This is a genomic window from Hymenobacter algoricola (genome assembly GCF_039539525.1).
GTDB lineage: Bacteria > Bacteroidota > Bacteroidia > Cytophagales > Hymenobacteraceae > Hymenobacter > Hymenobacter algoricola.
In genome coordinates, this window is sequence record NZ_BAABDH010000041.1 from 229,758 (window position 1) to 253,562 (window position 23,805).

The window sequence follows — 23,805 nt, forward strand, 5'->3', positions numbered from 1 at the left end:
GGATTAAAAAATTCTGTCCTTTTCGGTTCGTTTTCCCGAAAAAACGCCCCAATTCATCCAGAAACCTCTTTTCCCGGGGCAGCATTTTTTTCCGCCGGTGGGCCCGGCGGGGGCTTTCCGCGGCTTGGGCACCCATGAATTTCGGTTTAGCTTTGCAGCGCCCAGCCCCCTTTTCCCGCACCGGGGTCCTGGATTTCCCTCCCACCCTTCTTTTCGCTCTCTATGATGAACGTTGCCGTTATCGGCTCGGGAACCATGGGCAATGGTATTGCCCACGTGTTTGCCCAGCAAGGCTTTGCCGTTGCCCTCATTGATATCAGCCAGCCCGCGCTGGACAAAGCCCTTGGCACCATCGGCAAAAACCTGGACCGGCAGGTGGCCAAAGGCAGCCTGAGCGCTGAAGACAAAACGGCCGCCCTGGGCCGCATTACCACCCATACCAGCATTGCCACCGGCGTGCAGGGCGTGGGCCTGGTCGTAGAGGCCGCCACCGAAAACGTGGACCTCAAGCTACAGATCTTCCGCGACCTGGACCAGCACGCCCCCCAGGACGCCATTCTGGCTTCCAACACTTCGTCCATCTCCATCACCAAGATTGCGGCCGTGACCAAGCGGGCCGACAAGGTGATTGGTATGCACTTCATGAACCCGGTGCCGGTAATGAAGCTGGTGGAAGTAATTCGCGGCTACGCCACCTCCGACGCGGTAACGGCCCAGGTCATGGACCTCTCGCGGCAGCTGGGCAAAACCCCCACGGAGGTCAACGACTACCCCGGGTTCGTGGCCAACCGTATCCTGATGCCGATGATCAACGAGGCCATCATCACCCTGTTTGAGGGCGTGGCCGGCGTGGAGGAGATTGATACCGTCATGAAGCTGGGCATGGCCCACCCGATGGGCCCGCTGCAACTGGCTGACTTTATCGGGCTGGACGTGTGCCTGGCCATCCTGCGGGTGCTGCACGAGGGCCTGGGCAACCCCAAATACGCCCCCTGCCCTTTACTGGTGAATATGGTGATGGCCGGCCGCCTGGGCGTGAAGTCCGGCGAAGGCTTTTACACCTGGGGCCACGGCACCAAAGACCTGCTCGTGGCCGAGCGGTTCAAGAAGTAAGCTCTGGCCCCACAGCCGGCCCTGGTAGGGCTATTGCTTTTATCCAAGCCCTTCCCGCACTGTTGGGGAGGGCTTTTCGTATTCCGGCCGGCGCCCACCATTGCTCCCGAAGAGCTTCCGCATGTACTGTTGTGGCCTTCCTGCCCGAAGCGGCGGGATTTTGCCGGCATTGTACGGCTCCGCCTCGAAAAGCGGCCTGGTGAAGGTGGCTCAGGCCCAGCGTGAAACCTTCGGGGTCGAAATTCGCTTATACAGTATCCTTTTCGATCTACTCTTTTTGCTATAAACCTGATGGAACAAGCCACATTTGGCGGCGGCTGCTTTTGGTGCACCGAAGCCGTATTTCAGAATCTGAACGGGGTGGATAAAGTCGTGTCGGGCTACACCGGCGGGCGCATTGCCAACCCCACCTACAAGGAAGTGTGCAGCGGCCTGACGGGCCACAACGAGGTTATCCAAGTGACCTTCGACCCCAAGGTGATCAGCTACGAAGAGCTGCTGGAGGTGTTCTGGAAAACCCACGACCCGACTACGCTCAACCAGCAGGGCAACGACGTGGGCACCCAGTACCGCTCGGGTATCTACTTCCAGAACGAGGAGCAGCAGCGCCTGGCCGAAGCCTACAAGCAGAAGCTGACCGCTGCCGGCGCCTTTGACCGGGGTATCACCACGGAAATCGTGCCACTGGGGGCGTTCTACCCCGCCGAGAACTACCACCAGAACTACTACAACCTCAACGGCAGCCAGCCCTACTGCCAGTTCGTGGTGAAGAGCAAGGTAGACAAGGTGAAAGCCGTGTTTGGCGACAAGCTCAAGAAGACGGTGGCCTAGCATGCTGCCATCTGGAAACAAAAAAAGCCCGCTGAACAGCGGGCTTTTTTTGTTGGCGCTGCATAACGTTGCTACACCGATACGCCAAAGTCGCGCAACGCGTCGTTGAGGCTGGTTTTGAGGTCGGTGCTGGGCTTGCGCTGGCCGATGATCAGGGCGCAGGGCACTTGGTACTCGCCAGCGGGGAATTTCTTGGTGATGGAGCCGGGAATAACGACCGAGCGGGCCGGCACGAAGCCTTTGTACTCCTTGGGCTCCGGGCCCGTCACGTCGATAATCTTGGTGCTGCCGGTGATGGTCACGCCCGCACCAATCACGGCTTCCTTGCCCACGTGGCAGCCTTCGACCAGGATGCTGCGGGAGCCGACGAAGGCACCGTCCTCGATGATAACGGGGGCGGCCTGCACGGGCTCCAGCACCCCGCCGATGCCCACGCCCCCGCTCAGGTGCACGCCCGCCCCAATCTGGGCGCAGGAGCCTACCGTGGCCCAGGTGTCGACCATCGTACCCTCGCCCACCCAGGCGCCGATGTTCACGTAGCTCGGCATCAGGATAACGCCGGGGGCCAGGTAGGCCCCGTAGCGGGCCGTGGCCGGGGGCACCACGCGCACACCCTGGCCGGCGTAGTCGGTTTTGAGGCGCATTTTGTCGCGGTACTCGAAAGGCTTCAGCTCGATGGTTTCCATCTGCTGGATGGGGAAATACAGGATAACGGCCTTCTTCACCCAGTCATTCACCTGCCACTGCCCGTCGGCGGCAGGCTCGGCTACGCGCAGGCGGCCTTTGTCGAGCTCCTCAATGACGGCGTGGATGGCCTCGGTGGTGCGGGTCTGCTGCAGCAGGCTGCGGTCGGCCCAGGCGGCTTCTATCAGTTCTTGGAGGTTGGTCATGGTCGGGGTTGGCAATAATAAAGTGTGGGGCAAAACTAGTGGGTAATTAGGTGTCGGCCGGTGGCCCCGCCTGAATTCCCCTTTCCCGGCGGGAAGGCAGCACCGGCTTCAGGCAGATTTTGTTTGGGCGAATCAGGCAACAACTGGCATCTTTGACCACTGGACCCTTGTACTTAGCTGGCACTATTGGCCTCTCCCGCTCCTTTCCGTGTGTTACTGGCCTCCGTGCTCAAGCCGGTAGATGACCCGCGCATGTCCGAAAAGTTCGGCCGCACCTTGGCGCAGCGCCCCGATTGGCAGATTCACGTGGCCGGCCGCCAAGCGGCAGCGGCGGCCGGCCCGGCCAACCTCCACACCCACGAGCTACTGGCCGGCTCCCGGCTGAGTCTGGCGCGACTGAGGGCTCAGGTGCGGTACTGGAAGCTGTTGCAGCAGCTGCAGCCGGCCCTTGTCATCGTCCACGCCCCCGAGCTACTGCCGCTGACGCTGCTCTGGCAGCGGCTGAATCCCGCCAGGCGCCGGTTCCTCTACGACGTGCGGGAAAACTACGCCCTGAACGTTTCGACCCAGCAGGTGTACGGCGGCCTGGTGCGCCGCGGGCTGGCCGCGGGGCTGCGGTGGGTGGAAAGCCGGGCCGCCCGCCGGGCGGCGGGCGTTATTCTGGCGGAGAAAAGCTACGCCGCGGAGCTGCCGTTTCTGGTAGGACTGCCGGCCGGCCGCGTGGTAGTGCTGGAAAACAAGTACCAGCCCGGCCCGGGTGAAATGCCGCAGCAGGCAGCGGGCCGGCCGCTGCCCCGGCCCGCTGAGCCCCTGCGGCTGCTGTACTCGGGCACCATCTCGGAACTGAACGGCGTGTTCGAGGCCCTGGCGCTGACTTGGCAGCTGCGGCACCACTGGCCGCAGGCGCACCTGACCATCATCGGCTCCTGCCAGCGGCCCGACCAGCTGCTCCGGCTGCGCCAGGCCATTGCCGCCAGCGCCGGGGCGGCTACGCTCATCGGCGGCGCCGAGCTGGTGCCCCACGCCCGCATCGTGGCCGAAATTCAGCGCAGCCACCTGGGGCTCCTGCCTTATCGGCCCCACGCCAGCACCTGGCGCTGCGTGCCCACCAAGCTCTTTGAGTACCTGGCCAACGGCTTGCCGGTGGTGATTCCGGCCAACGCCTACTGGGCCGACCTTGTGACGGCGCACCAGGCCGGCCTGGTGCTGAACTTCACGCCGCCGGTCGACGCCCAGGAGTTTGTCCGGCGCCTTACCTCGGCTTCCTTTTATTCGCAAGGCCCGCCCGCCCAGGCGCTTTGGTCGTCGGAAGCTGCAAAGTTGTGGGCTTTGCTGGAAACTATCCGGTAACTGCTGACCTTTGCGCCCCGTTTAGAGAAAACGGCCGAAGCTTTTTGTTACCTTCGGCACCTTTTTCTGCTCTCTCCCGCCTCTTCCCACATTCCCTATGAGTACCCTCCGACACTCCGAAATTGCCGGCGTCGGCCACTACGTCCCGAGCCGGGTAGTGACCAACGCAGACCTAGCCAAAATCATGGAAACCACCGACGAGTGGATTCAGGAACGCACCGGTATCCGCGAGCGGCGCTGGTTTGAGGAAGGCAAGGACACTACTGCCAACATGGGTGCGGCCGCGGCCCGCAAGGCCCTGGAAATGGCCGGCCTTGAGCCCGACGACGTGCAGATGATTGTCTTCGCCACCCTGTCGCCCGACTACTTCTTCCCTGGCTCCGGCGTGTTGCTGCAGCGTGAGCTGGGCATCAAGGCTCCCATTCCGGCCTTCGACGTGCGCAACCAGTGCTCGGGCTTCGTGTACGCGCTGAGCATGGCCGACCAGTTTATCAAAACCGGCATGTACGACACGGTGCTGGTCGTGGGCTCCGAAATCCACTCCTCCGGCCTCGATAAAACCACCCGGGGCCGCAGCGTCTCGGTTATCTTCGGCGACGGCGCCGGCGCCGTCCTGCTACGCCCCAGCACCCGCGAAGGGCACGGCATCCTGAGCACCCACCTGCATTCGCAGGGGGAGCACGCCGAGGAGCTGATTGTGAAGGAGCCGGGCTCGAACCGCGACAACCGGCTGGAGTACGTTATGGCCAACGAGCTGGAAATGTACCCCTACATGAACGGCCAAAATGTGTTCAAGCACGCCGTGGTCCGCTTTCCGCAGGTTATCAAGGAAGCCCTCGACCAGAACGGGATGCAGCCCTCCGACATCGACATGCTGATTCCGCACCAGGCCAACCTGCGCATCACCCAGTACGTGCAGCAGAAGATGCAGCTGCCCGACGAGAAGATCTACAGCAACATTCAGCGCTACGGCAACACCACCGCCGCCTCGGTGCCCATTGCCCTGAGCGAGGCCGTGGCCGAAGGCAAGATCAAGCGCGGCGACCTGGTGTGTCTGGCGGCCTTTGGCTCCGGCTTCACGTGGGCCTCGGCCCTGATTAAGTGGTAACCGTTGACTAGTACCGGCTGAGCGTGGTGGCCCGGGCCGCCACGGCAGCTTGCCGAAGCGGGGTAGCGGGCATTTTGCCGCCGCTACCCCGTTTTTTGTTAATCTTTGTCCCCGATTCCTGAATGTGCGCTTACCCATTCGGCCTTTCTACTTCAACTTCTGCCCAGCGTGCCGAGCTATACCGAGGAAAACTACCTGAAGGCCATCTACAAGCTGTGGGAAGCCGAGCCGGGCGTGGAAGTCAGCACCAACCGTATTGCGGAAGTGCTGCAGACCCGGGCCGCCTCGGTCACGGATATGCTGCGCCGCCTCGGGGAAAAGGGGCTGCTGCACTACCAGCGCTACCGGGGCGTCTCGCTCACCCATGAGGGGCAGCGGCTGGCGCTGCTGACCATCCGCAAGCACCGGCTCTGGGAAGTGTTTCTGGTGCAGAAGCTGGGCTTCACCTGGGACGAGGTGCACGAGGTAGCCGAGGAAATGGAGCACCTGCAGTCCCCGCTGCTCATCCGCCGCCTCGACGAGTTTCTGGACTTCCCCCAGTTCGACCCCCACGGCGACCCAATCCCGGCCGAGGACGGCGCCATCCTGCGCCCCCGCCACCGCCTCGTAGCCGACCTGCAGCCGGGCGACGGCGGCACGGTGGTGGCCGTCAAAAACACCTCGGCTCCCTTCCTGCAGTATCTCGATAAGGTTGGGCTGGGCCTCGGCACCCGACTTGAAGTACTGGACAAGGTATCCTTTGACAACTCACTAGAAATCAAGGTAAATAATCATAGCATTGCCCTGATATCGGCGGAGGTCAGCCGCAATATTTTCATCGGGGGCTAGCAGCCAAGGATGGGCTGATTTCGCCCCGGAGCCCGACGGCCCCGGCGTTGCCTATCTTTGTGGCCCGCTCACTTTTTCCCGTTGCCGTGGCCCTTCCGCTACCTCCCGCGCTTTCCGATACCATTGTCGCCTTGTCTACGCCACCCGGCGCCGGGGCCATTGCCCTGCTGCGGCTGTCGGGCCCCGACGCCATTGCCCTCACCGACTCCGTTTTTGGGGGTAAGCGCCTGCGCGAGCAGCTCAGCCACACCCTGCACTTCGGCACCATCCGCGACGCCGGCCGGATTCTGGACGAGGTCGTGGTGTCTTTGTTTCGGGGGCCGCACTCCTACACCCGCGAGGATGTGGTCGAAATCAGCTGCCACGGCTCCGACTACATTGTGCAGCAGATACTGACGCTGCTCACCCGCCGCGGCGCCCGTCTGGCCGAGGCCGGCGAGTTTACCAAGCGTGCCTTTTTGCACGGGGCCTTCGATCTGGCCCAGGCTGAGGCCGTCGCCGACCTGATTGCCGCCGATTCGGCCCTCTCGCACCAGGTAGCCCTGCAGCAGATGCGCGGGGGCTTTTCGCAGGAGCTGCGCGAGCTGCGGGGCCGGCTGGTCAACTTTGCCGCCCTGCTGGAGCTGGAGCTCGACTTCGGGGAGGAAGACGTGGAGTTTGCCGAGCGCACCGGGCTGGTGAGCCTGCTGCAGGAAGTTCAGACCCTGGTGCGCCGCCTGCTGCGCTCCTTCGAGCTGGGCAACGTCATCAAGAACGGCGTCACGACCGTCATTGCCGGCAAGCCCAACGCGGGCAAGTCGACCCTGCTCAATGCGCTGCTCAACGAGGAGCGCGCCATTGTCTCGGCCATTGCCGGCACCACCCGCGACCTGATCGAGGATGAGGTCAGCATCGAGGGCATCCGCTTCCGCTTCGTGGATACGGCCGGCCTGCGCGACACAACGGACGTGGTCGAGTCAATCGGCGTGGCGCGCACCAAAAAGCGGGTAACCCAGGCGGCGCTGCTGCTTTATCTGTTCGATATTACGGGCACAACTCCCGCTGAAGTAGCCGCCGAGATTGAGGCGCTCAACCCCGGCCGGCACATCCCGACGCTGGCCGTGGGCAACAAGCGCGACGTGGCTTCCGACCAGGAAATTGCCGCCTTCCAAAATCTCCCCGATACCGTTCTGATTGCCGCCTCCCGCGGCGACGGCCTCGACGAGTTGCAGGCGCTGCTGCTGCAGCGCGTGCGCGGCGAAGGCCTCGACCGCACGGGTTCGGCCACCATCGTCACCAATCTGCGCCACGCCCGCAGCCTCGAAAAAACCAACGGCGCCCTCGACAGCGTGCTGCTGGGGCTGGGCAACGGCACCGGCACCGAACTGCTGGCGGCCGACTTGCGGCACGCCTTGGCGGCCCTGGGCGAAATAACCGGCGAAATTTCGTCCGACGACCTTCTCACGAGTATATTTACGCAGTTTTGCATCGGAAAATGACCTTGGTCATTACTTGTTGACTGCCCGGCCAATTCCTCTGCGGGCCGCGCTTGCCCGGCTTGGCCTGTTGATTGGGAACGTTCTCATTTTCTAACAACACCCTGGGAGAAATTGCAGTATAGAGTTAAAGGCACCGGAATCTTTCCGGCTTGCCGGTAATTCTTTAGTTTCGCCCCGTAACCACCCTCTAACCAACCCCTATGGCAGAGTCTGCTGAGATTATCCTCGACGGGAAATCCTACTCCTTCCCCGTCACTGAAGGTAGCGAACACGAAAAGGCAATCGATATTGCCAAGCTGCGTGACCAAACCGGCTACATCACCATTGATTCGGGCTACAAAAACACGGGTGCCACCAAAAGTGCCATCACGTTCCTCGATGGTGAAGAAGGCATTCTGCGCTACCGCGGCTACCCCATTGAGCAACTGGCCGAAAAATCCAGCTTCCTGGAAGTATCCTACCTGTTGATCTACGGTAAGCTCCCAACCACGGCCGAGCTGGCTAATTTCGGCGACCAGATCACCAAGCACACGCTGGTGCACGAGGACGTGCGGAAGATTTTCGACGGCTTTCCTTCGGCGGCTCATCCCATGGCCATTCTGAGCAGCCTGATCTGCTCACTCACCGCCTTCTACCCCGAAAGCGTATCGCCGGATCTGAGCAAGGAGGAGATTGACCTGAACGTCATTCGTTTGATGGCCAAAATCTCGACCATTGCCGCCTGGACGTACAAGAACAACATGGGTCACCCGCTGAACTATCCGCGCAACGACCTCGACTACTGCTCCAACTTCCTGTACATGATGTTCAGCTTCCCCACGGAGAAGTATGAAATCAACCCAAAGGTGGTTAGCGCCCTCAACAAGCTGCTCATCCTGCACGCCGACCACGAGCAGAACTGCTCTACCTCGACGGTGCGGCTGGTTGGCTCAGCCAACGCCAGCCTCTACGGCTCGGTTTCGGCCGGTATCAACGCCCTGTGGGGCCCGCTGCACGGCGGAGCCAACCAGGAAGTGTTGGAGATGCTGCAGGCCATTCAGAAGGACGGTGGCAATACCCAGAAGTGGGTGGACAAGGCCAAGGACAAGAATGACTCATTCCGTCTGATGGGCTTTGGCCACCGCGTATACAAGAACTTCGACCCGCGCGCCAAGATCATTAAAAAGGCCGCCGACGAAGTGCTGACTGCGCTGGGCATCGAGGATCCGCTGTTGAAGATTGCGCAGGAGCTGGAGCAGGCCGCCCTCACCGATCCGTATTTCGTTGAGCGCAAGCTGTATCCGAACGTTGACTTCTACTCCGGCATCATCTACCGCGCCATCGGCATTCCGACCGAGATGTTCACGGTGATGTTTGCGCTGGGCCGCTTGCCCGGCTGGATTGCCCAGTGGAAAGAGATGCGCGAGAACAAAGAGCCTATCGGCCGGCCGCGCCAGGTTTACACCGGTGAGCTGGAGCGTGACTACCTCAGCATTGAGCAGCGCTAGCACCCTTTTTACCTGTAGCCAAAAACAAGAAAGCCCGCTCATCAGCGGGCTTTCTTGTTTTTGGCGGTTCGGGCTCTAGCGGGCATTCACCGCCAGGGTCGAGATTTTAGATGCGTTATAAACCATCAGCTGCTTTGGCAGCAACAGCGCGGCCAGGTCCCAGTCGTAGCGCGACTGGAGCTCGGCCAGCTGTTCGTCCAGCTTAGCGGGTGTTGAGGCAAAGCGCGCTTTGATGGTTTCCATTTCGGTCATCATCACCAAATTCAGGCGCTTTACTTGCAGATACTGTCCTTCATTCAGCTTAGTCGTCTCCGCAATGCGGCGCGATAGAGCCGTTACCCGCTCGTGCAGGGCAGCATCACTGGAAACGACGTCCTGGGCCATTACCAGTGGGGCACCTAGCAACAGCAGCAAACAGGAAGTGAGGTAGATTTTTTTCATAACAGTGGGATTTGGAGAGTGGAAGTTGTGAAGGGTAACCGCAGTTGAGGAACAATTAAATATACCAATAATATTTAACAATATCAATTTTTTATGTAAATAAAATAACCAGATACCATAATAATTACGGGTAAGTCACCAATCGTTTTCAGCACGGATGGCTGCCATATAACGGCGGACAAAATAAAAGCCCGCCTGGAAGCGGGCTTTTATTCCAGATAAGCAATCCGGGCTAGCGGGGCGTGCTGCCCAGGGCAGTCATGCTCGTTTGAGCCTGGTGGTACATGGCTACCTGCTTAGGCCGCAGTAAGGAGGCAAGGTCCATGTCGTAGCGCATCTGGGCTTCGGCCAGGTGTTGGTCTAGGATAGAAGGGTCGGCTGCGAAACGAGTTTTCAAATCGTCGGCCTCAGTGAGCATGCGCACATTGAGCAGCTTTACTTTAAGGTATTGGCCCTCGTCGAGCTGCACTTTGGCCGCCATCGAGCGGGTCATGGCCGTGGCGCGCATCTGGATAGCCGAGCCGCCGTCAGCGGCCATTGCTGCCACCCGCAGGCCCAGCAGCATAAAGGCGAAAATGTAGGCTTTTTTCATCTTGGTGAACGGTTTGTGAGGAAGAAAGTGAAATGGCATGAGCAATGAACATCCGGTAATTGGGTACCTACTCAGTAAGGAGTAGAGGCGTGATACAGGTTGCCCGAATCCGGTACCCTAAACTGAATACCCAAATATACCTGTTTTATTTAAAAATAAAAAGATTTTTTATAACTATTCTGCTCAAAAGCTTTTTTGGCAGTATACTATTCACCTCATAATCAACCCACTAAAAATCCCAGGAAAAAGGAATACTACAATGAAAAAAACCTGCCACTGGATAGTGACAGGCTTCATCAACGACCCCCAAAAGGCACTTTTACAGAATTCGGAACTCAATGCGGCGGTTTTGCTGGCGGTGCTGCTCGGTGTCATTGGCCGTCAGGGGCTTGGTTTCGCCGTAGCCTTTGTAGCGCAACCGGGTGGCTTTTACTCCGTGCTCCACCAGATAAGTGTACACTGACCGGGCCCGGTTCTGGGACAAGGTCACATTGTCGGCATCCGCCCCGATGTCATCGGTGTGGCCGGATATTTCCACGGCCACTTCCTGATACTGCCGCATAAACTGAATCAGGCGGTTCAGTTCCGTACGGGACTTGGGCTTGAGCTGAAACTCGTTGGTATCAAAAAACAGGTTGTTCAGCACGATGCTGCGGCCAGCCCGCAGCGGCTCCAAGTAGATATCGAGGGTCAACGGGTCGAAGCTGCGCTTGTCGGAGTAGTCAAAGCTCAGGCTCTTCATCAGGTACTTGTCGGCCGCGGCGTACATGGCGTACTGCCGGCCTTCGTTGAGCACCACGGTATAGTCACCGTCTTCCGGGTCGGAGCTCACGTACTGGGTCAGCTCGTCGGTGAGCAGATCGTAGAGCTGCACGTCCGCCTGAATGGGTTTTTTGGTAATGGCATCGAACACCCGGCCCTGGGTGTAGGTGCTGGTTTCGCGGGCCCGTACGGGCTGGGGTACTTCAAAACCGAACAGCTCCACCGGCCGCTCCCGCTCCGACTTCATTCCCGGCTCAGCCGCGCGCGACCGGGAGCAGAAGCCCCGCCGGTTGTCGGAAGAGATGAACAGAGAGGCTTCGTTTTCGAACGTATTGAGCGGATAGCCCAGGTTCTGCGGGTCGCTCCACTTAGGTCCCTGCAGCTCGCAGCGGTACACATCCAGCCCACCCATGCCCACCAGCCCGTCGGTAACGTAGTAGAGCGTGGTGCCGCTGGCGTGAATGAAGGGAGCCATATCCTTACCGGGCGTGTTGACCGGCTCGCCCAGGTTGCGCGCCAGGCTCCAGGTGCCGTCGGGCTGCAGGTTGGTCACGTACAGGTCTTCCTGGCCCTTGCCGCCGCGGCGCGTAGAGGTAAAGTACAGGGTGCGCCCATCGGCCGAAAGCGTCGGCTGAGAGTCCCACTCCACCGAATTCACGTTGCGGCCCAGGTTCTGGGGCTTGCTCCAGTTGTTGCCCGTGCGGCGGGAGATGTACAGGTCACAGTTGCCCACGGCGTTGGGCCGGTCGCAGGAGGCGAAAACCAGGGTTTTGCCGTCGCCGGAGATGGTGCCGGCGCCTTCGTTGTAGGGCGTATTGATGGCCTTTGAAATCGGCACCGGCTGCCCCAGCGACCCGTCCTTGTTCTGCTTGGCAATGTACAGGTCCTCGTCGCTCTGGGCAGTGGGCCGGGCCGTGTAGAGCAGAAAGCGGTTGTCGGCCGTAAGAGCAGGAAAGTACTGAAAGCGGAAAGTGTTCAGCGGCTCGCTGAGACGCTCGGGCACCACCCCGACCGGGGCGGCCATGGCTTTAGCCGCAAACTCGCAGTTCAGCAGCTGGCGCTGGGCCCGAAAGACGAAGCGCTGGCCCTTGGGAGCCGTTTTGATGTAGCGCTTGTAGTTGTCGCCGGCCGTAGTATACTCCCCAAAGCTTATAGCCAGGTCGGCCAGGGTATAGTAGTCGAGGGAGCGGGCGGGGTCGAGGGCCAGCTTGCCGAGGCCGTCGCGGTAGGCTTCAAAGGCCCCGCGGTTTTCCCCCATGGCTTTCAGCAGCGAACCCTTCAGAATATAGGGTTCGCCCATCGACGGAAACTTCTGGTTGAGAACTGTCAGCGTCTCAATGGCCTTATCGAAGTTGCGGTCCTTGGCCAGCGCCTGCGCCTTTTCGTACAGGCTGCGGGCTTTGGCATTCGCAATAGGCTTGCTCTGAGCCACTACCGTATAAGTCGGCAGAACGCTAAGCGCAACGGAGAACAGGGGGAGCAGTAGCAAACAGCGCATAGGGCCGGAAGCTACGGAATATCAAGGTATTTATGCGTCTGCAGCGACACCTGCCAGCGCGGATTTTCTTTCACATAATCCACTATCTGCGGGGTCATTTGGGCGGCGCGGCTCCATTCGGGCTGCAGGTACAGGCGGGTGTGCGGCCCGACCTGGGCGGCGTGCTCCTCGGCCCACTTAAAGTCACTCTGGTTGAAGACAATAATCTTCAGCTCGTGGGCCTGCCGCAGCACCTCGGGCCGCGGGGCTTTAAATTTTTTGGGCGACACGCAGATCCAGTCCCACTCGCCGCTGAGCGGGTAGGCGCCGGACGTTTCAATCCAGTTCTGGCAGCCCGCCAGGTGCAGGGCAGCCGTCAGGTGGGTCAGATCGTGCATCAGGGGCTCCCCGCCGGTGATGACCACGTTGCGCCCCGGATACTGCAGCACCTGGGCCACCATGTCGGCCAGGGCGACGCGCGGGTGGGCATCGGCGTCCCAGGATTCCTTCACGTCGCACCACACGCAGCCTACGTCGCAACCGCCGAGGCGCAGGAAGTAGGCGGCGCGGCCCGTGTTATAGCCTTCGCCCTGAATGGTGTAAAACTGCTCCATCAGGGGCAGCGCGGCTACCGCCGACTCAGAGGCCGAGGGCACCGACGTAACGGGAAGTACGTGCAGCAAAACGAGAGGAAAAAGGTAAGTCCGGTTTTGCTACCTGTCCGGGGCACCGCAGCGCCCCGGACAGGTAGCAAAACCGGACCTCAAAATTACGACAACCCGCTGATTTTTGAAAGGTTGCCAGCGGAATAAGTCGGGCTAGCGCGGATAGACTTCGCCCTTGGCCGCCCGCAGCGTGTTGAGCAGCAGCATGGCAATGGTCATGGGACCCACGCCCCCGGGTACGGGCGTGATGAAGCTGGCTTTGGGAGCCACTTCCGCAAAGTTCACGTCCCCGCGCAGCGCCCAGCCGGCTTTCTTGGTGGCGTCTTCCACGCGGGTGGTACCCACGTCGATAACCACCGCGCCGGGGCTCACCATATCGGCCGTCACGAAGCCGGGCCGGCCCAGCGCCGCCACTAGAATGTCGGCCGTGCGGGTTATCTGGGCCAGGTTCTGGGTGCGCGAATGACATAAAGTCACGGTGCAGTTGCCAGGCTCCAAGTTCTTGGCCAGCAGAATACTAACCGGCGTACCAACGATGTTGCTCCGCCCAATAACCACGCAGTGCTTACCGTCCGTCACCAGGTTGTAGCGGCGCAGCAGCTCCACGATGCCCGAGGGCGTAGCGGGCAGCAGCGCCGGCAGCCCGGCCACCATCCGCCCGATGTTCATCGGGTGAAAGCCATCCACATCCTTCTCCGGCCGGATGGCCTCAATCACCTTGTTGGGGTCGATGTGCCTGGGCAGGGGCAGCTGCACGATGAAGCCATCGATTCGTTCGTCCTCGTTCAGCTCGGCTACCTTGGCCAGCAGCTCGGCTTCGGTGATGGTGTCTTCGTAACGCAGCAGCGTGCTTTCGAAGCCGACCCGCTCGCAGGCCAGCACCTTGTTACGCACGTAGGTTTCGGAGCCGCCGTCGTGGCCGACGAGGATGGCCGCCAGGTGCGGGGTCTTCAGCCCGTCGGCCCGACGCTGGGCTACTTCGGCGGCAATTTCCACCTTGATGTCTTCGGCAGTCTGCTTGCCGTCGATGAGGCGGTAGGTAGCGGGGGCTTCGGGAGCGGTGGTCATAGCTAGTCTTTTTCTACCTGATTGGCTTTCTGGCTTTCTTCGTGTTGGGCAATAGCTTCGCGGCCGGACTGGAGAATGTTCTTCTCCATCTCGGGCCAGTCGTCACGCCACCGGAACTTCAGTTCCTGGCCGCGGCGGATTTTTTCCAGCTGCATTTCGGTGGTACAATCCTGGGTGAGCTTGTTGGTCATCTTACTGGAGTTAGTCACACAGAGCTTTTGCAAGGATTGCATGAAGTGAAAAAATGTTGGCGCAAAAAAAACGCGGCTCGGGGGCCGCGCTTAATAATCAATCGAGTTTGAGGACGGCCAAAAAGGCCTCCTGAGGTATCTCCACGGAACCGACCGAGCGCATGCGCTTCTTGCCTTCCTTCTGCTTTTCGAGCAGCTTGCGCTTGCGGCTGATGTCGCCGCCGTAGCACTTGGCAATTACGTTCTTACGCAGGGCCTTCACCGTTTCGCGGGCAATGATCTTCTGGCCGATCGAGGCCTGAATGGCAATGTCGAACATCTGGCGCGGCAGCAGCTCGCGCAGCTTTTCGCAGATCCGCTTGCCCCAGTCGTAGCTCTTGGAGCGGTGCACGATGGCCGACAAGGCATCCACCTTCTCGCCGTTGAGCATGATATCGAGCTTGACCATATCCGACTCGCGGAAGCCGATCAGCTCGTAGTCGAGCGAGGCGTAGCCGCGGCTGATGGTCTTGAGCTTGTCGAAGAAGTCGAACACGATTTCGCCCAGCGGCAGCTCAAAGTTCATCTCCACCCGCTCCGACGTGAGGTAGCTCTGGCCCTTGATGATGCCGCGCTTTTCCATGCACAGCGTGATGATGGCGCCCACGTAGTCCGAAGCCGTGATGATCTGGGCTTTGATGTAGGGCTCCTCGATGTACTTGATCAGGTTGGGCTCCGGCATCTCGGAGGGTGCGTTGATGGTCAGCAGCTGGTCCTTGGTGCCGGTGGCGTGAAACTGCACGCTGGGCACGGTGGTAATGACCGTCATGTTGAACTCGCGCTCCAGGCGCTCCTGCACGATTTCCATGTGCAGCATGCCCAGAAAGCCGCAGCGGAAGCCAAAGCCCAGCGCTACCGACGTCTCGGGCTCCCAGACCAGGGAAGCATCGTTGAGCTGCAGCTTTTCCATGCTGGAGCGCAGCTCTTCGTACTCGGTGGTATCGACGGGGTAGATGCCGGCAAATACCATCGGCTTCACGTCGGCAAAGCCCTGAATGGCTTCGGCCGTGGGCCGGGCGGTGTGGGTAATCGTGTCGCCGACCTTCACCTCGCGGGCTTCTTTGATGCCCGAAATCAGGTATCCCACGTTGCCGGCGCTCATTTCCTGGCGCGGCTCCTGGTTGAGGCCCAGAATGCCGATTTCGTCGGCGCCGTACTCCTTGCCCGTGGCCATGAAGCGGAGCTTGTCGCCCTTGCGCATGGTACCGTTCTTAATGCGGAACAGCACCTCGATGCCGCGGTAGGAGTTGTAGACCGAGTCGAAGATCAGGGCCTGCAAGGGCTCGTCCGGGTCGCCTTTGGGGGCCGGAATCCGGTCACAGATGGCGTTCAGGATGGCCTCAATACCGATGCCGGCCTTGCCCGAGGCGTGGATGATGTCGTCGATGTCGCAGCCGATCAGGTCCACGATTTCGTCGGACACTTCTTCGGGCATGGCGTGGGGCAGGTCGATTTTGTTGAGCACCGGAATGATTTCCAGGTCCGAGCCGATGGCCAGGTACAGGTTGGAAATCGTCTGGGCCTCAATACCCTGGGAGGCATCCACAATCAGCAAAGCGCCTTCGCAGGCGGCAATGGAGCGGCTGACCTCGTAGCTGAAGTCGACGTGGCCGGGAGTGTCAATCAGGTTCAGCGTGTACATCTCCCCTTTATAGGGATACTGCATCTGAATGGCGTGGCTCTTGATGGTGATGCCCCGCTCCCGCTCCAGATCCATGTTGTCGAGCAGCTGGGCTTGCATATCGCGCTTCGAGACGGTGCTGGTAAATTCCAGCAGGCGGTCGGCCAGCGTGCTTTTGCCGTGGTCGATGTGGGCGATGATGCAGAAATTGCGGATGTTCTTCACTAGTGGCGTGTTTTCTAGACTCAAAGGTAGGCAAAACCGCCCGCAAATGCTATTTCGGGCCCGTGGGCTCCGGCAGAATGCCCCCGCGGGAATGTGCGGCCGACTCTCTATTTTTAGCCTCGTATCCTGCTGCTCCCGTTTAGTATGTCCGTCGAATCCGCCGCTTTTTCTACCAGCCCCTCTGCCAAGCCCACGATTACGGCCCTGAACAGCACGGTTATCTACGTGCTGGCCTACCTGCTCACCCAGGGCGTGTACCAGGCCGCCACGGTGCGCATGGCCGCCCGGCTGAGCATTCCCGGTATCTGGCGGGTGAGCAGTATCCGGTTTCAGATGGCGGACCCCGAATGGTGGCGCACGGCGGTACTGGCCGTGTACGGGGTGGGGCCGGCGGCCTGCATGCTGGTCGGGCTGGCGGCGGCGCTCTGGTTCTGGAAGCGCGCCCGGCTGTAGCGGGGGCTGCTGAAGCTGTTTCTGCTGTGGGTGGCGCTGCACTGCTGCAACCTGGTGCTGGGGGCCCTGGTGGCCGATACGTTTACCGAGTCGTGGGCGTGGTATATTCCCAGCTGGCTGTTTATGGCCGGCAACGGCATCAACATTGCTGTGGCCGTGGTAGCCGGGCTGCTGCAGCTGGCCGTAGGCTACTTCGCGGCCGTCGGCTTCCTGCAAAGCCACGACTCCATTACCCTGATGCAGTACGACAACCGGCCCCAGCTGATCCGGGCCGGCATTGTGGTGCCCTGGCTGGCGGGCAGCCTGTTGGTGGTGGCCCTGAAATGGCCTGAGCTGAGCCGCAACGAGGGGCTGCACTTCCTGACCCTGGGCCTGCTGCTGCTGCCCATGGCGCTGCACAGCGCCAACGAGCCTTTTGAGCTCACCATTCCGGCCTCCAAACGGACTCAGGTAGCCTGGGGCCTGCTGGCGCTGACTTTGCTGGCTGCCGGCGCCTGGCGCCTGGCGCTCAGTCCGGGCGTGGCTTTCTAGCGCCCGCCAACCTTGCCGGCCGGCCTTTGTTGTAGGAACTCACTTACTTTCCCAACCCCTCCCTTATGAGTATTCTCCTCGAACAAGCCCAGGATGCCGTGCGCGCCGCCCAGCAGAAAGCCCTGGAGCTGGGTGTTAAGATGAATATTGCCGTCGTTGATGCCGGGGCCAACCTCACCGCCTTCGTACGCATGGATGGCGCCTGGCTCGGCTCGGCCGACATTGCCCAGCGCAAGGCCCGCACGGCCCGCTACTTCGACATGCCCACCGGCGAGCTGGGCAAGCTTTCCCAGCCCGGTGGCCCGCTCTACCACATTGAGCACTCCAACGGCGGCCTGATTACCTTCCCCGGCGGCCTGCCCATCAAGGATAGTAACGGCCGCGTTATCGGGGCCATCGGCGTGTCGGGCAGCTCGGTGGAGGACGACCATACGGTGGCCACAGCCGGCGCCGCCGCCGTGCGCGACGTGCACTAACCGAGCGAGCTTTCGTTGCTAGCCAGCCGGCCCCCTTTCGAGCGGGCCGGCTGTTTTTTTTGAGCGCCTCTACCCGGCTGGCCCCCGGGCTTGGGACAGCCGAGCCAGTAAACGACCCGGGCAGGCAACTTTTACCCCGCGGGTCGGCATCTGACAGGAAACCTTTCCTGTTCACTATGCCTCAGTCCTTGCTCCGCCGGCTTATGCTGGCCTTTGTCCTGCTGCTATCTATGCTTAGTGCCCGGGCCCAGCCAGCCGCTACGGGCACCGTCATCACGGCTACCGGCGTACCCGTACCCTTTGCCTCCGTGGGCGTCAGGGGGAAGCCGGTGGGCACCGTGGCCGACGGGCAGGGCGTTTTCCTGCTTTCCACCCTGGCCCAGGCCGCTGGCACCGACACGGTAGTCGTCTCCTGCATCGGCTACGAGCCCCGCCAGCTGTTGCTGAGCCGGCTCCGCCAGCAGCCGGCCGTGCAGCTCACTCCCGCCCCTACTCCCATTCGGGAAGTGCAGGTGCGCCACGCCCGGGTTACGCCCGCCACGCTGGGGCGCACCGCCACCGGCGGCACCGCCCACTGGACCACCAGCAGCCGCGACATCTCCGAGGTCGACGGCAACCGGGGCTGGGAAGTCGGTACCGTACTGCCCATTACCCGCAACAGCTACGTCGACAGCTTCCACTTCTATATCGAGCAAAACGAGTTCGGGCCGATTCGCCTGCGCTTTGTGCTCTACAAGATGGAACACGGCCAGCCCACCGAGCTGCTGCTCACCGACGACGTGCAGTTTACCATTCCGGCCGGGCAGACCGGCTGGATCGACGTGGCGCTGGCAAAGTACCGCCTCCACCTGCCCAAGGGGCAGACCGTGGCCGCCGGCATCCAGTGGCTGCAGGGCCAGCAGCTCAGCCCTGACAAAAACCACTTCGGCGGCCCCGGCGCCTTTCCTTCGCCCCGGCACCGCGCCCTGGCCCGGGATAAAAGCGAGGCTCACTGGCGCGTCTTCCCCATTAATGTGAGTATGTATCTGGCCGTGCAGACGTATAAATGACAGCGTTACTCGTTACATCTATAAAGCTGCTTGTTGACACTCCGGCCTGCCAGCATCTTCCCCTACTCGGGTAAAGCCCCTACCGATTGAATAGACGCTCCTATTGGCGGAAACTATTACGTGTCGCACCCTTGAACCCAGACTATGCTTTTCACTATCGACAACCGACGCTTCGAATTTCTGATGGCCAGCTCCGTATCAACCCGTGATGGAATGGGCTGGGAGTTGTGGGAGTATGTAGGTGGTGACTGGAATTTACTGATCGAAATTTTTAGGGATGACCAGTTGAGAAAAATTGACTTCACGGCTTTTGGTAACATAGAAGTCCCTTTTGCCGCCATGGAAGTTCTCTTAAACCACTTCAATGAGAATGGTGGCAAGGACTTTCACATCTACTCCGAAGAGTAAGTCCCGGCTTACAACCGCTGCTAACAAACGCCCCCCGCTCCCACCGCCGGGGCTTTTTTCGTACCTTCGCTACCCCAAATTCCACCCTACTTCCCCGCGCTATGTCAGTAGCTCCCGCAGCTCCCTATAAGCCGAAAAACCACATCCGCATCGTCACCGCCGCCGCCCTGTTTGACGGGCACGACGCGGCCATCAACATCATGCGCCGCATCATTCAGAGCAGCGGGGCCGAAGTCATCCACCTGGGCCACAACCGCTCGGTGCAGGAAATCGTGGACTGTGCCATCCAGGAAGATGCCCAGGCCATTGCCATTACCAGCTACCAGGGCGGCCACAACGAGTACTTCAAGTACATGTTCGACCTGCTCAAGGAGCGCGGCGCGGGCCACGTGCGCCTGTTCGGCGGCGGCGGCGGCGTGATTCTGCCCACCGAAATTGCCGACCTCGAACAGTACGGCATCGAGCGCATCTACTCCCCCGACAACGGCCGCGCCATGGGCCTGCAGGGCATGATCAACGATTTGCTGGAGCGCTGCGACTTCCCCACCGGCCAGAACCTGAACGGCGAAGTCAACCACGTCAAGGAGAAAGACGCCCGCAGCATCGGCCGCCTCATTTCGGCCGCCGAAAACTTCCCCGAGGAGTTCGCTCGGGTAAGAGGGCAACTGGTTTCCGACTTCCAGCAGAACGAAGGCGGTGCCGAGAGCCAAAAACCACTACCCAAAAACCAAACCCCAATATTAGGCATCACCGGCACCGGCGGCTCGGGTAAGTCGAGCCTGGTGGATGAGCTGGTGCGGCGCTTTTTGATGGACTTCCCCGAGAAGACCATTGCTATTATCTCCGTCGACCCCAGCAAGCGCAAGACCGGCGGGGCTCTGCTTGGCGACCGGATCCGGATGAACTCCATCAACTCGCCGCGGGTGTACATGCGCAGCCTGGCCACGCGCCAGAGCAACCTGGCCCTGAGCAAGTACGTGCAGGACGCCGTGGACGTGGTGCGGGCCGCCGAGTTCGACCTGATCATCCTCGAAACCTCCGGCATCGGGCAGTCCGACACCGAAATCATCGAGCACTCCGACGCCAGCCTCTACGTGATGACGCCCGAGTACGGCGCGGCCACCCAGCTGGAGAAAATCGACATGCTCGACTTCGCCGACGTCATTGCCCTCAACAAGTTCGACAAGCGCGGCGCCCTCGATGCCCTGCGCGACGTACGCAAGCAGTACCAGCGCAACCACGGCCACTGGGACCAGCCGCTCGACGACATGCCGGTCTTCGGCACCATCGCCTCCCAGTTCAACGACCCGGGCATGAACCGCCTCTACCGCGCCATTCTGCGCATGGTGGAGGAGAAAACCGGGGCCCAGTTTTCCTCCAAGCTCGAAACCAGCGGGGCGGATTCGGAGAAGATCTACATCATTCCGCCGCACCGCACCCGCTACCTTTCCGAAATCGCCGAAACCAACCGCCAATATGACCAGTGGGTTCTTAAACAAGCTGACGCCGCTCAGCAGCTCTACGGCATCCGACAAGCCATCGGAGCCGTCCAAAGTCTCGGAAACGCCGCTGGCGGACCTGGCACCGGGGGCAGCGGCAGTGGACCCGAATCCGGAAGCCTCGTGGCCGGCCTGGAGAGCACCTTCGAGGAGGTCAAACTCCGGCTGGACGGGCAGAACTGGAAACTCCTGGAAACCTGGCCGAATAAAGTAGCCGCCTACAAGGCCCCGGAGTTCGTGTTCAGGGTGCGCGACAAGGAAATCCGCATCCAGACCCACACCACCAGCCTCAGCAACCAGCAGATTCCCAAAGTCAGTTTGCCGCGCTACACGGCCTGGGGTGACCTCTTGCGTTGGCAGCTCCAGGAAAACGTGCCCGGCGAGTTTCCCTACACCGCCGGCGTGTTCCCCTTCAAGCGCGAGGGCGAAGACCCCACCCGCATGTTTGCCGGTGAGGGCGGCCCCGAGCGGACCAACCGCCGCTTCCACTACGTGAGCATGGGCCTGCCCGCCAAGCGCCTGAGCACCGCCTTCGACTCGGTGACGCTCTACGGCGAAGACCCCGACGTGCGGCCCGACATCTACGGCAAGATCGGCAACGCCGGCGTGAGCATCGCCTGCCTCGACGACGCCAAGAAGCTCTACTCGGGCTTCAACCTGGCCAACCCCAGCACCTCGGTCAGCATGACCATCAACGGCCCCGCCGCCACGCTGGCTGCCTTCTTCATGAACGCCGCCATCGACCAGCAGTGCGAGCTCTATATTAAGGAGCACGGCCTGGAAGACGAGGTGAACCAAAAAATCGATGCCCTCTACCAGGGCCAGACCCGCCCCCGCTACCAGGGCGAGCTGCCCGCCGGCAACGACGGCCTGGGCCTGCTGCTGCTCGGCGTGACGGGCGACCAGGTGCTGCCCGCCGACGTGTACGGCCCCATCAAAACCCGCACCCTGAGCCAGGTGCGCGGCACCGTGCAGGCCGACATCCTCAAGGAAGACCAGGCCCAGAACACCTGCATCTTCAGCACCGAATTTGCCCTGCGTCTCATGGGCGACGTGCAGGAGTACTTTATTAAGGAGAAGGTGCGGAATTTCTATTCCGTCTCTATCTCCGGCTACCACATAGCTGAAGCCGGGGCCAACCCGCTCACCCAGCTGGCCCTGACGCTGAGCAACGGCTTCACCTTCGTGGAGTACTACGTGAGCCGGGGCATGAGCGTGAACGACTTCGCCCCCAACCTCTCGTTCTTCTTCTCCAACGGCATCGACCCCGAGTACGCCGTCATCGGCCGGGTGGCCCGCCGCATCTGGGCCAAGGCCATGAAGCTGAAGTACGGCGCCGACGCCCGCTCGCAGATGCTGAAGTACCACATCCAGACCAGCGGCCGGAGCCTGCACGCCCAGGAAATAGACTTCAACGACATCCGCACGACGTTGCAGGCCCTCTACGCCATCTACGACAACTGCAACTCCCTGCACACCAACGCCTACGATGAGGCCATTACCACGCCCACCGAGGAATCGGTGCGCCGGGCCATGGCCATCCAGCTCATCATCAACCGCGAGCTGGGCTTAGCCAAAAACGAAAACCCGCTGCAAGGCTCCTTCATCATCGAGGAGCTCACCGACCTGGTGGAAGAGGCGGTACTGCTGGAGTTTGACCGCATCACCGAGCGCGGCGGCGTGCTGGGCGCCATGGAAACCATGTACCAGCGCGGCAAGATTCAGGAGGAAAGCATGCACTACGAGATGCTCAAGCACACCGGCGAGTACCCCATCATCGGTGTGAACACCTTCCTGTCCTCCAAAGGCTCGCCCACGGTGGTGCCCGCCGAGGTGATCCGCGCCACCGACGAGGAAAAGCAGTACCAGATTGAGATGCTCAACATCCTGCACGCCCGCAACGCCGACCAGGCCCCGGCCCGCCTCAAACAGCTCCAGCAAGTCGCCATTGCCAACGGCAACCTCTTCGCCGAGCTGATGGAAACCGTGAAGTTCTGCTCGCTCGGGCAGATTACGAATGCGCTGTTTGAGGTCGGGGGGCAGTATCGGCGGAACATGTAAGGCCGCAGATTGAACGGATTTTAACGGATTGAACGGATACTTTTCAACTGCATCATGGCTTACAGCGATTTTTCCGTTTTCGATTTGCGGCAGCAGTTCGACGTTCAGTTTCGCGCCGACACGCTCTTTCCTCAGCTTACACCGATTGAACCCACTGCGTGGCTCCGGGAAGCCTTGCGGAAAGGCCAGGATTTGGGTTTTAATAGTGAGAAGTCCCGTTCCGAACGGCTGGTAACGCCAGTGCTGATGGAGCTGAGCGACCTGAATCATCGCTCCTTTTCGATTTATTCGGGCATGAACCTGGACGTAGATATCGGCGCGGGACTGCGGGGCGAATGTGACTTTATCTTTTCTTTCAGCCGTATTCAGGACTTCATCGCGGCTCCGGTTTTCTGCATTGCCGAGGCCAAGAAGCAGGACCTGGAACTGGGCACCATTCAGTGCGCGGCGCAGCTTATCGCGGCCCGCCGACTGAACGAGCAGGAAAAGAATCCCATTCACACCCTTTATGGCTGCTCCACCACAGGCATCGAATGGCGCTTTCTGAAGTACGAAGGCAATGAGTTCATTCTGGATGAGCAACGCTATTATTTAGCTCAGCTACCTGCTTTGTTGGGTGCCCTACAAGCGGTGGTAGATGCCTCTAAGGGGCAAGGATAATTTCTGGACAAGCATGAAAACGACTAAACCAACCAAAGCCTTCGACGCCGTAGACATGATGCGCGCCATCCGGGCCAACATCACCCGCGAAACCGGGCACATGAGCTTCCAGGAACTGCAGCACTACCTGAAGCAGAAGCTCCAAGCCTCCGGCCTGCACCCCACTCCGCAAACCATCTAAACCCGCCACGCCGACCAGGCCCTGACCCGCCTCAAGCAGCTCCAGCAAGTCGCCATTGCCAACGGCAACCTCTTCGCCGAGCTGATGGAAACGGTGAAGTTCTGCTCCCTGAGGCAGATTACGAATGCATTGTTTGAGGTGGGCGGGCAGTATCGGCGGAACAAACAGAAGCATTTTTGACAAACCAATATTTTACTCAAAAAATTATCATGGAAGTTAGAGCAGATTCATGACCGCTGTACATGATAGCCACAGTGGTTGAACCAAGCTTTGGCATCGGTGCTGGTAATCCATTGCACGGCCGCGTGAATGGCTTCCAGC

Annotated in this window: 23 protein-coding genes; 15 read left to right on the top strand and 8 right to left on the bottom strand. The window is 60.7% G+C overall.

What is annotated here, in order from left to right:
- Positions 1–222 precede the first annotated feature (222 nt).
- Both ABD842_RS13545 and msrA read left to right on the top strand, forming a co-directional pair.
- Positions 223–1,113: a 3-hydroxybutyryl-CoA dehydrogenase gene (locus ABD842_RS13545; RefSeq protein ID WP_345114812.1), complete on the top strand. Its 891-nt coding sequence runs from the start codon at positions 223–225 to the stop codon at positions 1,111–1,113.
- 291 nt (positions 1,114–1,404) lie between these two features.
- Complete coding sequence (gene msrA, locus ABD842_RS13550; protein ID WP_345114814.1) at positions 1,405–1,944, top strand: peptide-methionine (S)-S-oxide reductase MsrA; 540 nt, start codon at positions 1,405–1,407, stop codon at positions 1,942–1,944.
- Positions 1,945–2,015: 71 nt separating this feature from the next.
- Here msrA and ABD842_RS13555 read toward each other — a convergent pair whose 3' ends face one another.
- Positions 2,016–2,834: a 2,3,4,5-tetrahydropyridine-2,6-dicarboxylate N-succinyltransferase gene (locus ABD842_RS13555; protein WP_345114817.1), complete on the bottom strand. Its 819-nt coding sequence runs from the start codon at positions 2,832–2,834 to the stop codon at positions 2,016–2,018.
- A gap of 210 nt (positions 2,835–3,044) precedes the next feature.
- On the opposite strand from ABD842_RS13555, the gene ABD842_RS13560 reads away from it, so the two are divergent.
- The 5 genes from ABD842_RS13560 (at position 3,045) to ABD842_RS13580 (ending at position 9,085) form a co-directional block, all read left to right on the top strand.
- Positions 3,045–4,184 (top strand): glycosyltransferase, encoded by a 1,140-nt coding sequence (locus ABD842_RS13560; protein WP_345114820.1) that lies wholly within the window; start codon positions 3,045–3,047, stop codon positions 4,182–4,184.
- 97 nt (positions 4,185–4,281) lie between these two features.
- Positions 4,282–5,292, top strand: a complete 1,011-nt coding sequence (locus ABD842_RS13565) for a 3-oxoacyl-ACP synthase III family protein (protein ID WP_345114823.1) — start codon at positions 4,282–4,284, stop codon at positions 5,290–5,292.
- A 168-nt stretch (positions 5,293–5,460) separates the two neighbouring features.
- Positions 5,461–6,120 (top strand): metal-dependent transcriptional regulator, encoded by a 660-nt coding sequence (locus ABD842_RS13570; protein ID WP_345114826.1) that lies wholly within the window; start codon positions 5,461–5,463, stop codon positions 6,118–6,120.
- Positions 6,121–6,206: 86 nt separating this feature from the next.
- Positions 6,207–7,598 carry a tRNA uridine-5-carboxymethylaminomethyl(34) synthesis GTPase MnmE gene (gene mnmE, locus ABD842_RS13575; RefSeq protein ID WP_345114829.1) on the top strand — a complete coding sequence of 464 codons (1,392 nt, stop codon included), beginning with the start codon at positions 6,207–6,209 and terminating at the stop codon, positions 7,596–7,598.
- Positions 7,599–7,798: 200 nt separating this feature from the next.
- Positions 7,799–9,085, top strand: a complete 1,287-nt coding sequence (locus tag ABD842_RS13580) for a citrate synthase (protein WP_345114832.1) — start codon at positions 7,799–7,801, stop codon at positions 9,083–9,085.
- Between the two features lie 75 nt (positions 9,086–9,160).
- On the opposite strand, the gene ABD842_RS13585 is transcribed toward ABD842_RS13580, so the two are convergent.
- From ABD842_RS13585 to lepA, 7 genes are all read right to left on the bottom strand, one after another.
- A complete protein-coding gene (locus tag ABD842_RS13585; RefSeq protein ID WP_345114835.1) occupies positions 9,161–9,526 on the bottom strand; it encodes a hypothetical protein in 366 nt (121 codons plus the stop codon).
- A 232-nt stretch (positions 9,527–9,758) separates the two neighbouring features.
- On the bottom strand, positions 9,759–10,118 hold the full coding sequence (locus ABD842_RS13590; RefSeq protein WP_345114838.1) for a hypothetical protein: 360 nt from the start codon (positions 10,116–10,118) through the stop codon (positions 9,759–9,761).
- A 319-nt stretch (positions 10,119–10,437) separates the two neighbouring features.
- Positions 10,438–12,378, bottom strand: coding sequence for an OmpA family protein (locus ABD842_RS13595; RefSeq protein WP_345114841.1), 1,941 nt, complete (start codon positions 12,376–12,378; stop codon positions 10,438–10,440).
- Positions 12,379–12,389: 11 nt separating this feature from the next.
- Positions 12,390–13,040: a 7-carboxy-7-deazaguanine synthase QueE gene (locus tag ABD842_RS13600; RefSeq protein WP_345114844.1), complete on the bottom strand. Its 651-nt coding sequence runs from the start codon at positions 13,038–13,040 to the stop codon at positions 12,390–12,392.
- Positions 13,041–13,175: 135 nt separating this feature from the next.
- Complete coding sequence (locus ABD842_RS13605) at positions 13,176–14,090, bottom strand: bifunctional 5,10-methylenetetrahydrofolate dehydrogenase/5,10-methenyltetrahydrofolate cyclohydrolase (protein ID WP_345114847.1); 915 nt, start codon at positions 14,088–14,090, stop codon at positions 13,176–13,178.
- A gap of 2 nt (positions 14,091–14,092) precedes the next feature.
- On the bottom strand, positions 14,093–14,299 hold the full coding sequence (locus ABD842_RS13610; protein WP_345114850.1) for a hypothetical protein: 207 nt from the start codon (positions 14,297–14,299) through the stop codon (positions 14,093–14,095).
- A gap of 79 nt (positions 14,300–14,378) precedes the next feature.
- Positions 14,379–16,166, bottom strand: coding sequence for a translation elongation factor 4 (gene lepA / locus ABD842_RS13615; RefSeq protein WP_345114880.1), 1,788 nt, complete (start codon positions 16,164–16,166; stop codon positions 14,379–14,381).
- Between the two features lie 144 nt (positions 16,167–16,310).
- Between lepA and ABD842_RS13620 the strand changes: the two genes are divergently transcribed.
- The 8 genes from ABD842_RS13620 (at position 16,311) to ABD842_RS13655 (ending at position 23,484) form a co-directional block, all read left to right on the top strand.
- Positions 16,311–16,619: a hypothetical protein gene (locus ABD842_RS13620; RefSeq protein WP_345114853.1), complete on the top strand. Its 309-nt coding sequence runs from the start codon at positions 16,311–16,313 to the stop codon at positions 16,617–16,619.
- Between the two features lie 30 nt (positions 16,620–16,649).
- The gene (locus ABD842_RS13625) at positions 16,650–17,150 is read left to right on the top strand and encodes a hypothetical protein (protein WP_345114856.1); all 501 of its coding nucleotides are present in this window, start codon (positions 16,650–16,652) and stop codon (positions 17,148–17,150) included.
- A gap of 65 nt (positions 17,151–17,215) precedes the next feature.
- Positions 17,216–17,626 (top strand): GlcG/HbpS family heme-binding protein, encoded by a 411-nt coding sequence (locus ABD842_RS13630; protein WP_345114859.1) that lies wholly within the window; start codon positions 17,216–17,218, stop codon positions 17,624–17,626.
- A gap of 176 nt (positions 17,627–17,802) precedes the next feature.
- The gene (locus ABD842_RS13635; RefSeq protein WP_345114862.1) at positions 17,803–18,675 is read left to right on the top strand and encodes a carboxypeptidase-like regulatory domain-containing protein; all 873 of its coding nucleotides are present in this window, start codon (positions 17,803–17,805) and stop codon (positions 18,673–18,675) included.
- Between the two features lie 144 nt (positions 18,676–18,819).
- Positions 18,820–19,083, top strand: a complete 264-nt coding sequence (locus tag ABD842_RS13640) for a hypothetical protein (RefSeq protein ID WP_345114864.1) — start codon at positions 18,820–18,822, stop codon at positions 19,081–19,083.
- Positions 19,084–19,184: 101 nt separating this feature from the next.
- Entirely contained in the window at positions 19,185–22,643 is a 3,459-nt protein-coding gene (locus tag ABD842_RS13645; RefSeq protein ID WP_345114867.1) for a methylmalonyl-CoA mutase family protein, read from the top strand.
- 54 nt (positions 22,644–22,697) lie between these two features.
- Positions 22,698–23,303, top strand: coding sequence for a hypothetical protein (locus ABD842_RS13650; RefSeq protein ID WP_345114869.1), 606 nt, complete (start codon positions 22,698–22,700; stop codon positions 23,301–23,303).
- Positions 23,304–23,316: 13 nt separating this feature from the next.
- Entirely contained in the window at positions 23,317–23,484 is a 168-nt protein-coding gene (locus ABD842_RS13655; RefSeq protein WP_345114871.1) for a hypothetical protein, read from the top strand.
- The last annotated feature ends 321 nt before the right edge of the window (positions 23,485–23,805 follow it).

Coding starts and splice junctions, on each gene's coding strand:
- ABD842_RS13545 (WP_345114812.1), top strand. CDS start 223: ATGATGAACGTTGCCGTTATCGGCTCGGGAACCATGGGCAATGGTATT.
- msrA (WP_345114814.1), top strand. CDS start 1,405: ATGGAACAAGCCACATTTGGCGGCGGCTGCTTTTGGTGCACCGAAGCC.
- ABD842_RS13555 (WP_345114817.1), bottom strand. CDS start 2,834: ATGACCAACCTCCAAGAACTGATAGAAGCCGCCTGGGCCGACCGCAGC.
- ABD842_RS13565 (WP_345114823.1), top strand. CDS start 4,282: ATGAGTACCCTCCGACACTCCGAAATTGCCGGCGTCGGCCACTACGTC.
- ABD842_RS13580 (WP_345114832.1), top strand. CDS start 7,799: ATGGCAGAGTCTGCTGAGATTATCCTCGACGGGAAATCCTACTCCTTC.
- ABD842_RS13585 (WP_345114835.1), bottom strand. CDS start 9,526: ATGAAAAAAATCTACCTCACTTCCTGTTTGCTGCTGTTGCTAGGTGCC.
- ABD842_RS13590 (WP_345114838.1), bottom strand. CDS start 10,118: ATGAAAAAAGCCTACATTTTCGCCTTTATGCTGCTGGGCCTGCGGGTG.
- ABD842_RS13595 (WP_345114841.1), bottom strand. CDS start 12,378: ATGCGCTGTTTGCTACTGCTCCCCCTGTTCTCCGTTGCGCTTAGCGTT.
- ABD842_RS13605 (WP_345114847.1), bottom strand. CDS start 14,090: ATGACCACCGCTCCCGAAGCCCCCGCTACCTACCGCCTCATCGACGGC.
- ABD842_RS13620 (WP_345114853.1), top strand. CDS start 16,311: ATGTCCGTCGAATCCGCCGCTTTTTCTACCAGCCCCTCTGCCAAGCCC.
- ABD842_RS13630 (WP_345114859.1), top strand. CDS start 17,216: ATGAGTATTCTCCTCGAACAAGCCCAGGATGCCGTGCGCGCCGCCCAG.
- ABD842_RS13635 (WP_345114862.1), top strand. CDS start 17,803: ATGCCTCAGTCCTTGCTCCGCCGGCTTATGCTGGCCTTTGTCCTGCTG.
- ABD842_RS13640 (WP_345114864.1), top strand. CDS start 18,820: ATGCTTTTCACTATCGACAACCGACGCTTCGAATTTCTGATGGCCAGC.
- ABD842_RS13645 (WP_345114867.1), top strand. CDS start 19,185: ATGTCAGTAGCTCCCGCAGCTCCCTATAAGCCGAAAAACCACATCCGC.
- ABD842_RS13650 (WP_345114869.1), top strand. CDS start 22,698: ATGGCTTACAGCGATTTTTCCGTTTTCGATTTGCGGCAGCAGTTCGAC.
- ABD842_RS13655 (WP_345114871.1), top strand. CDS start 23,317: ATGAAAACGACTAAACCAACCAAAGCCTTCGACGCCGTAGACATGATG.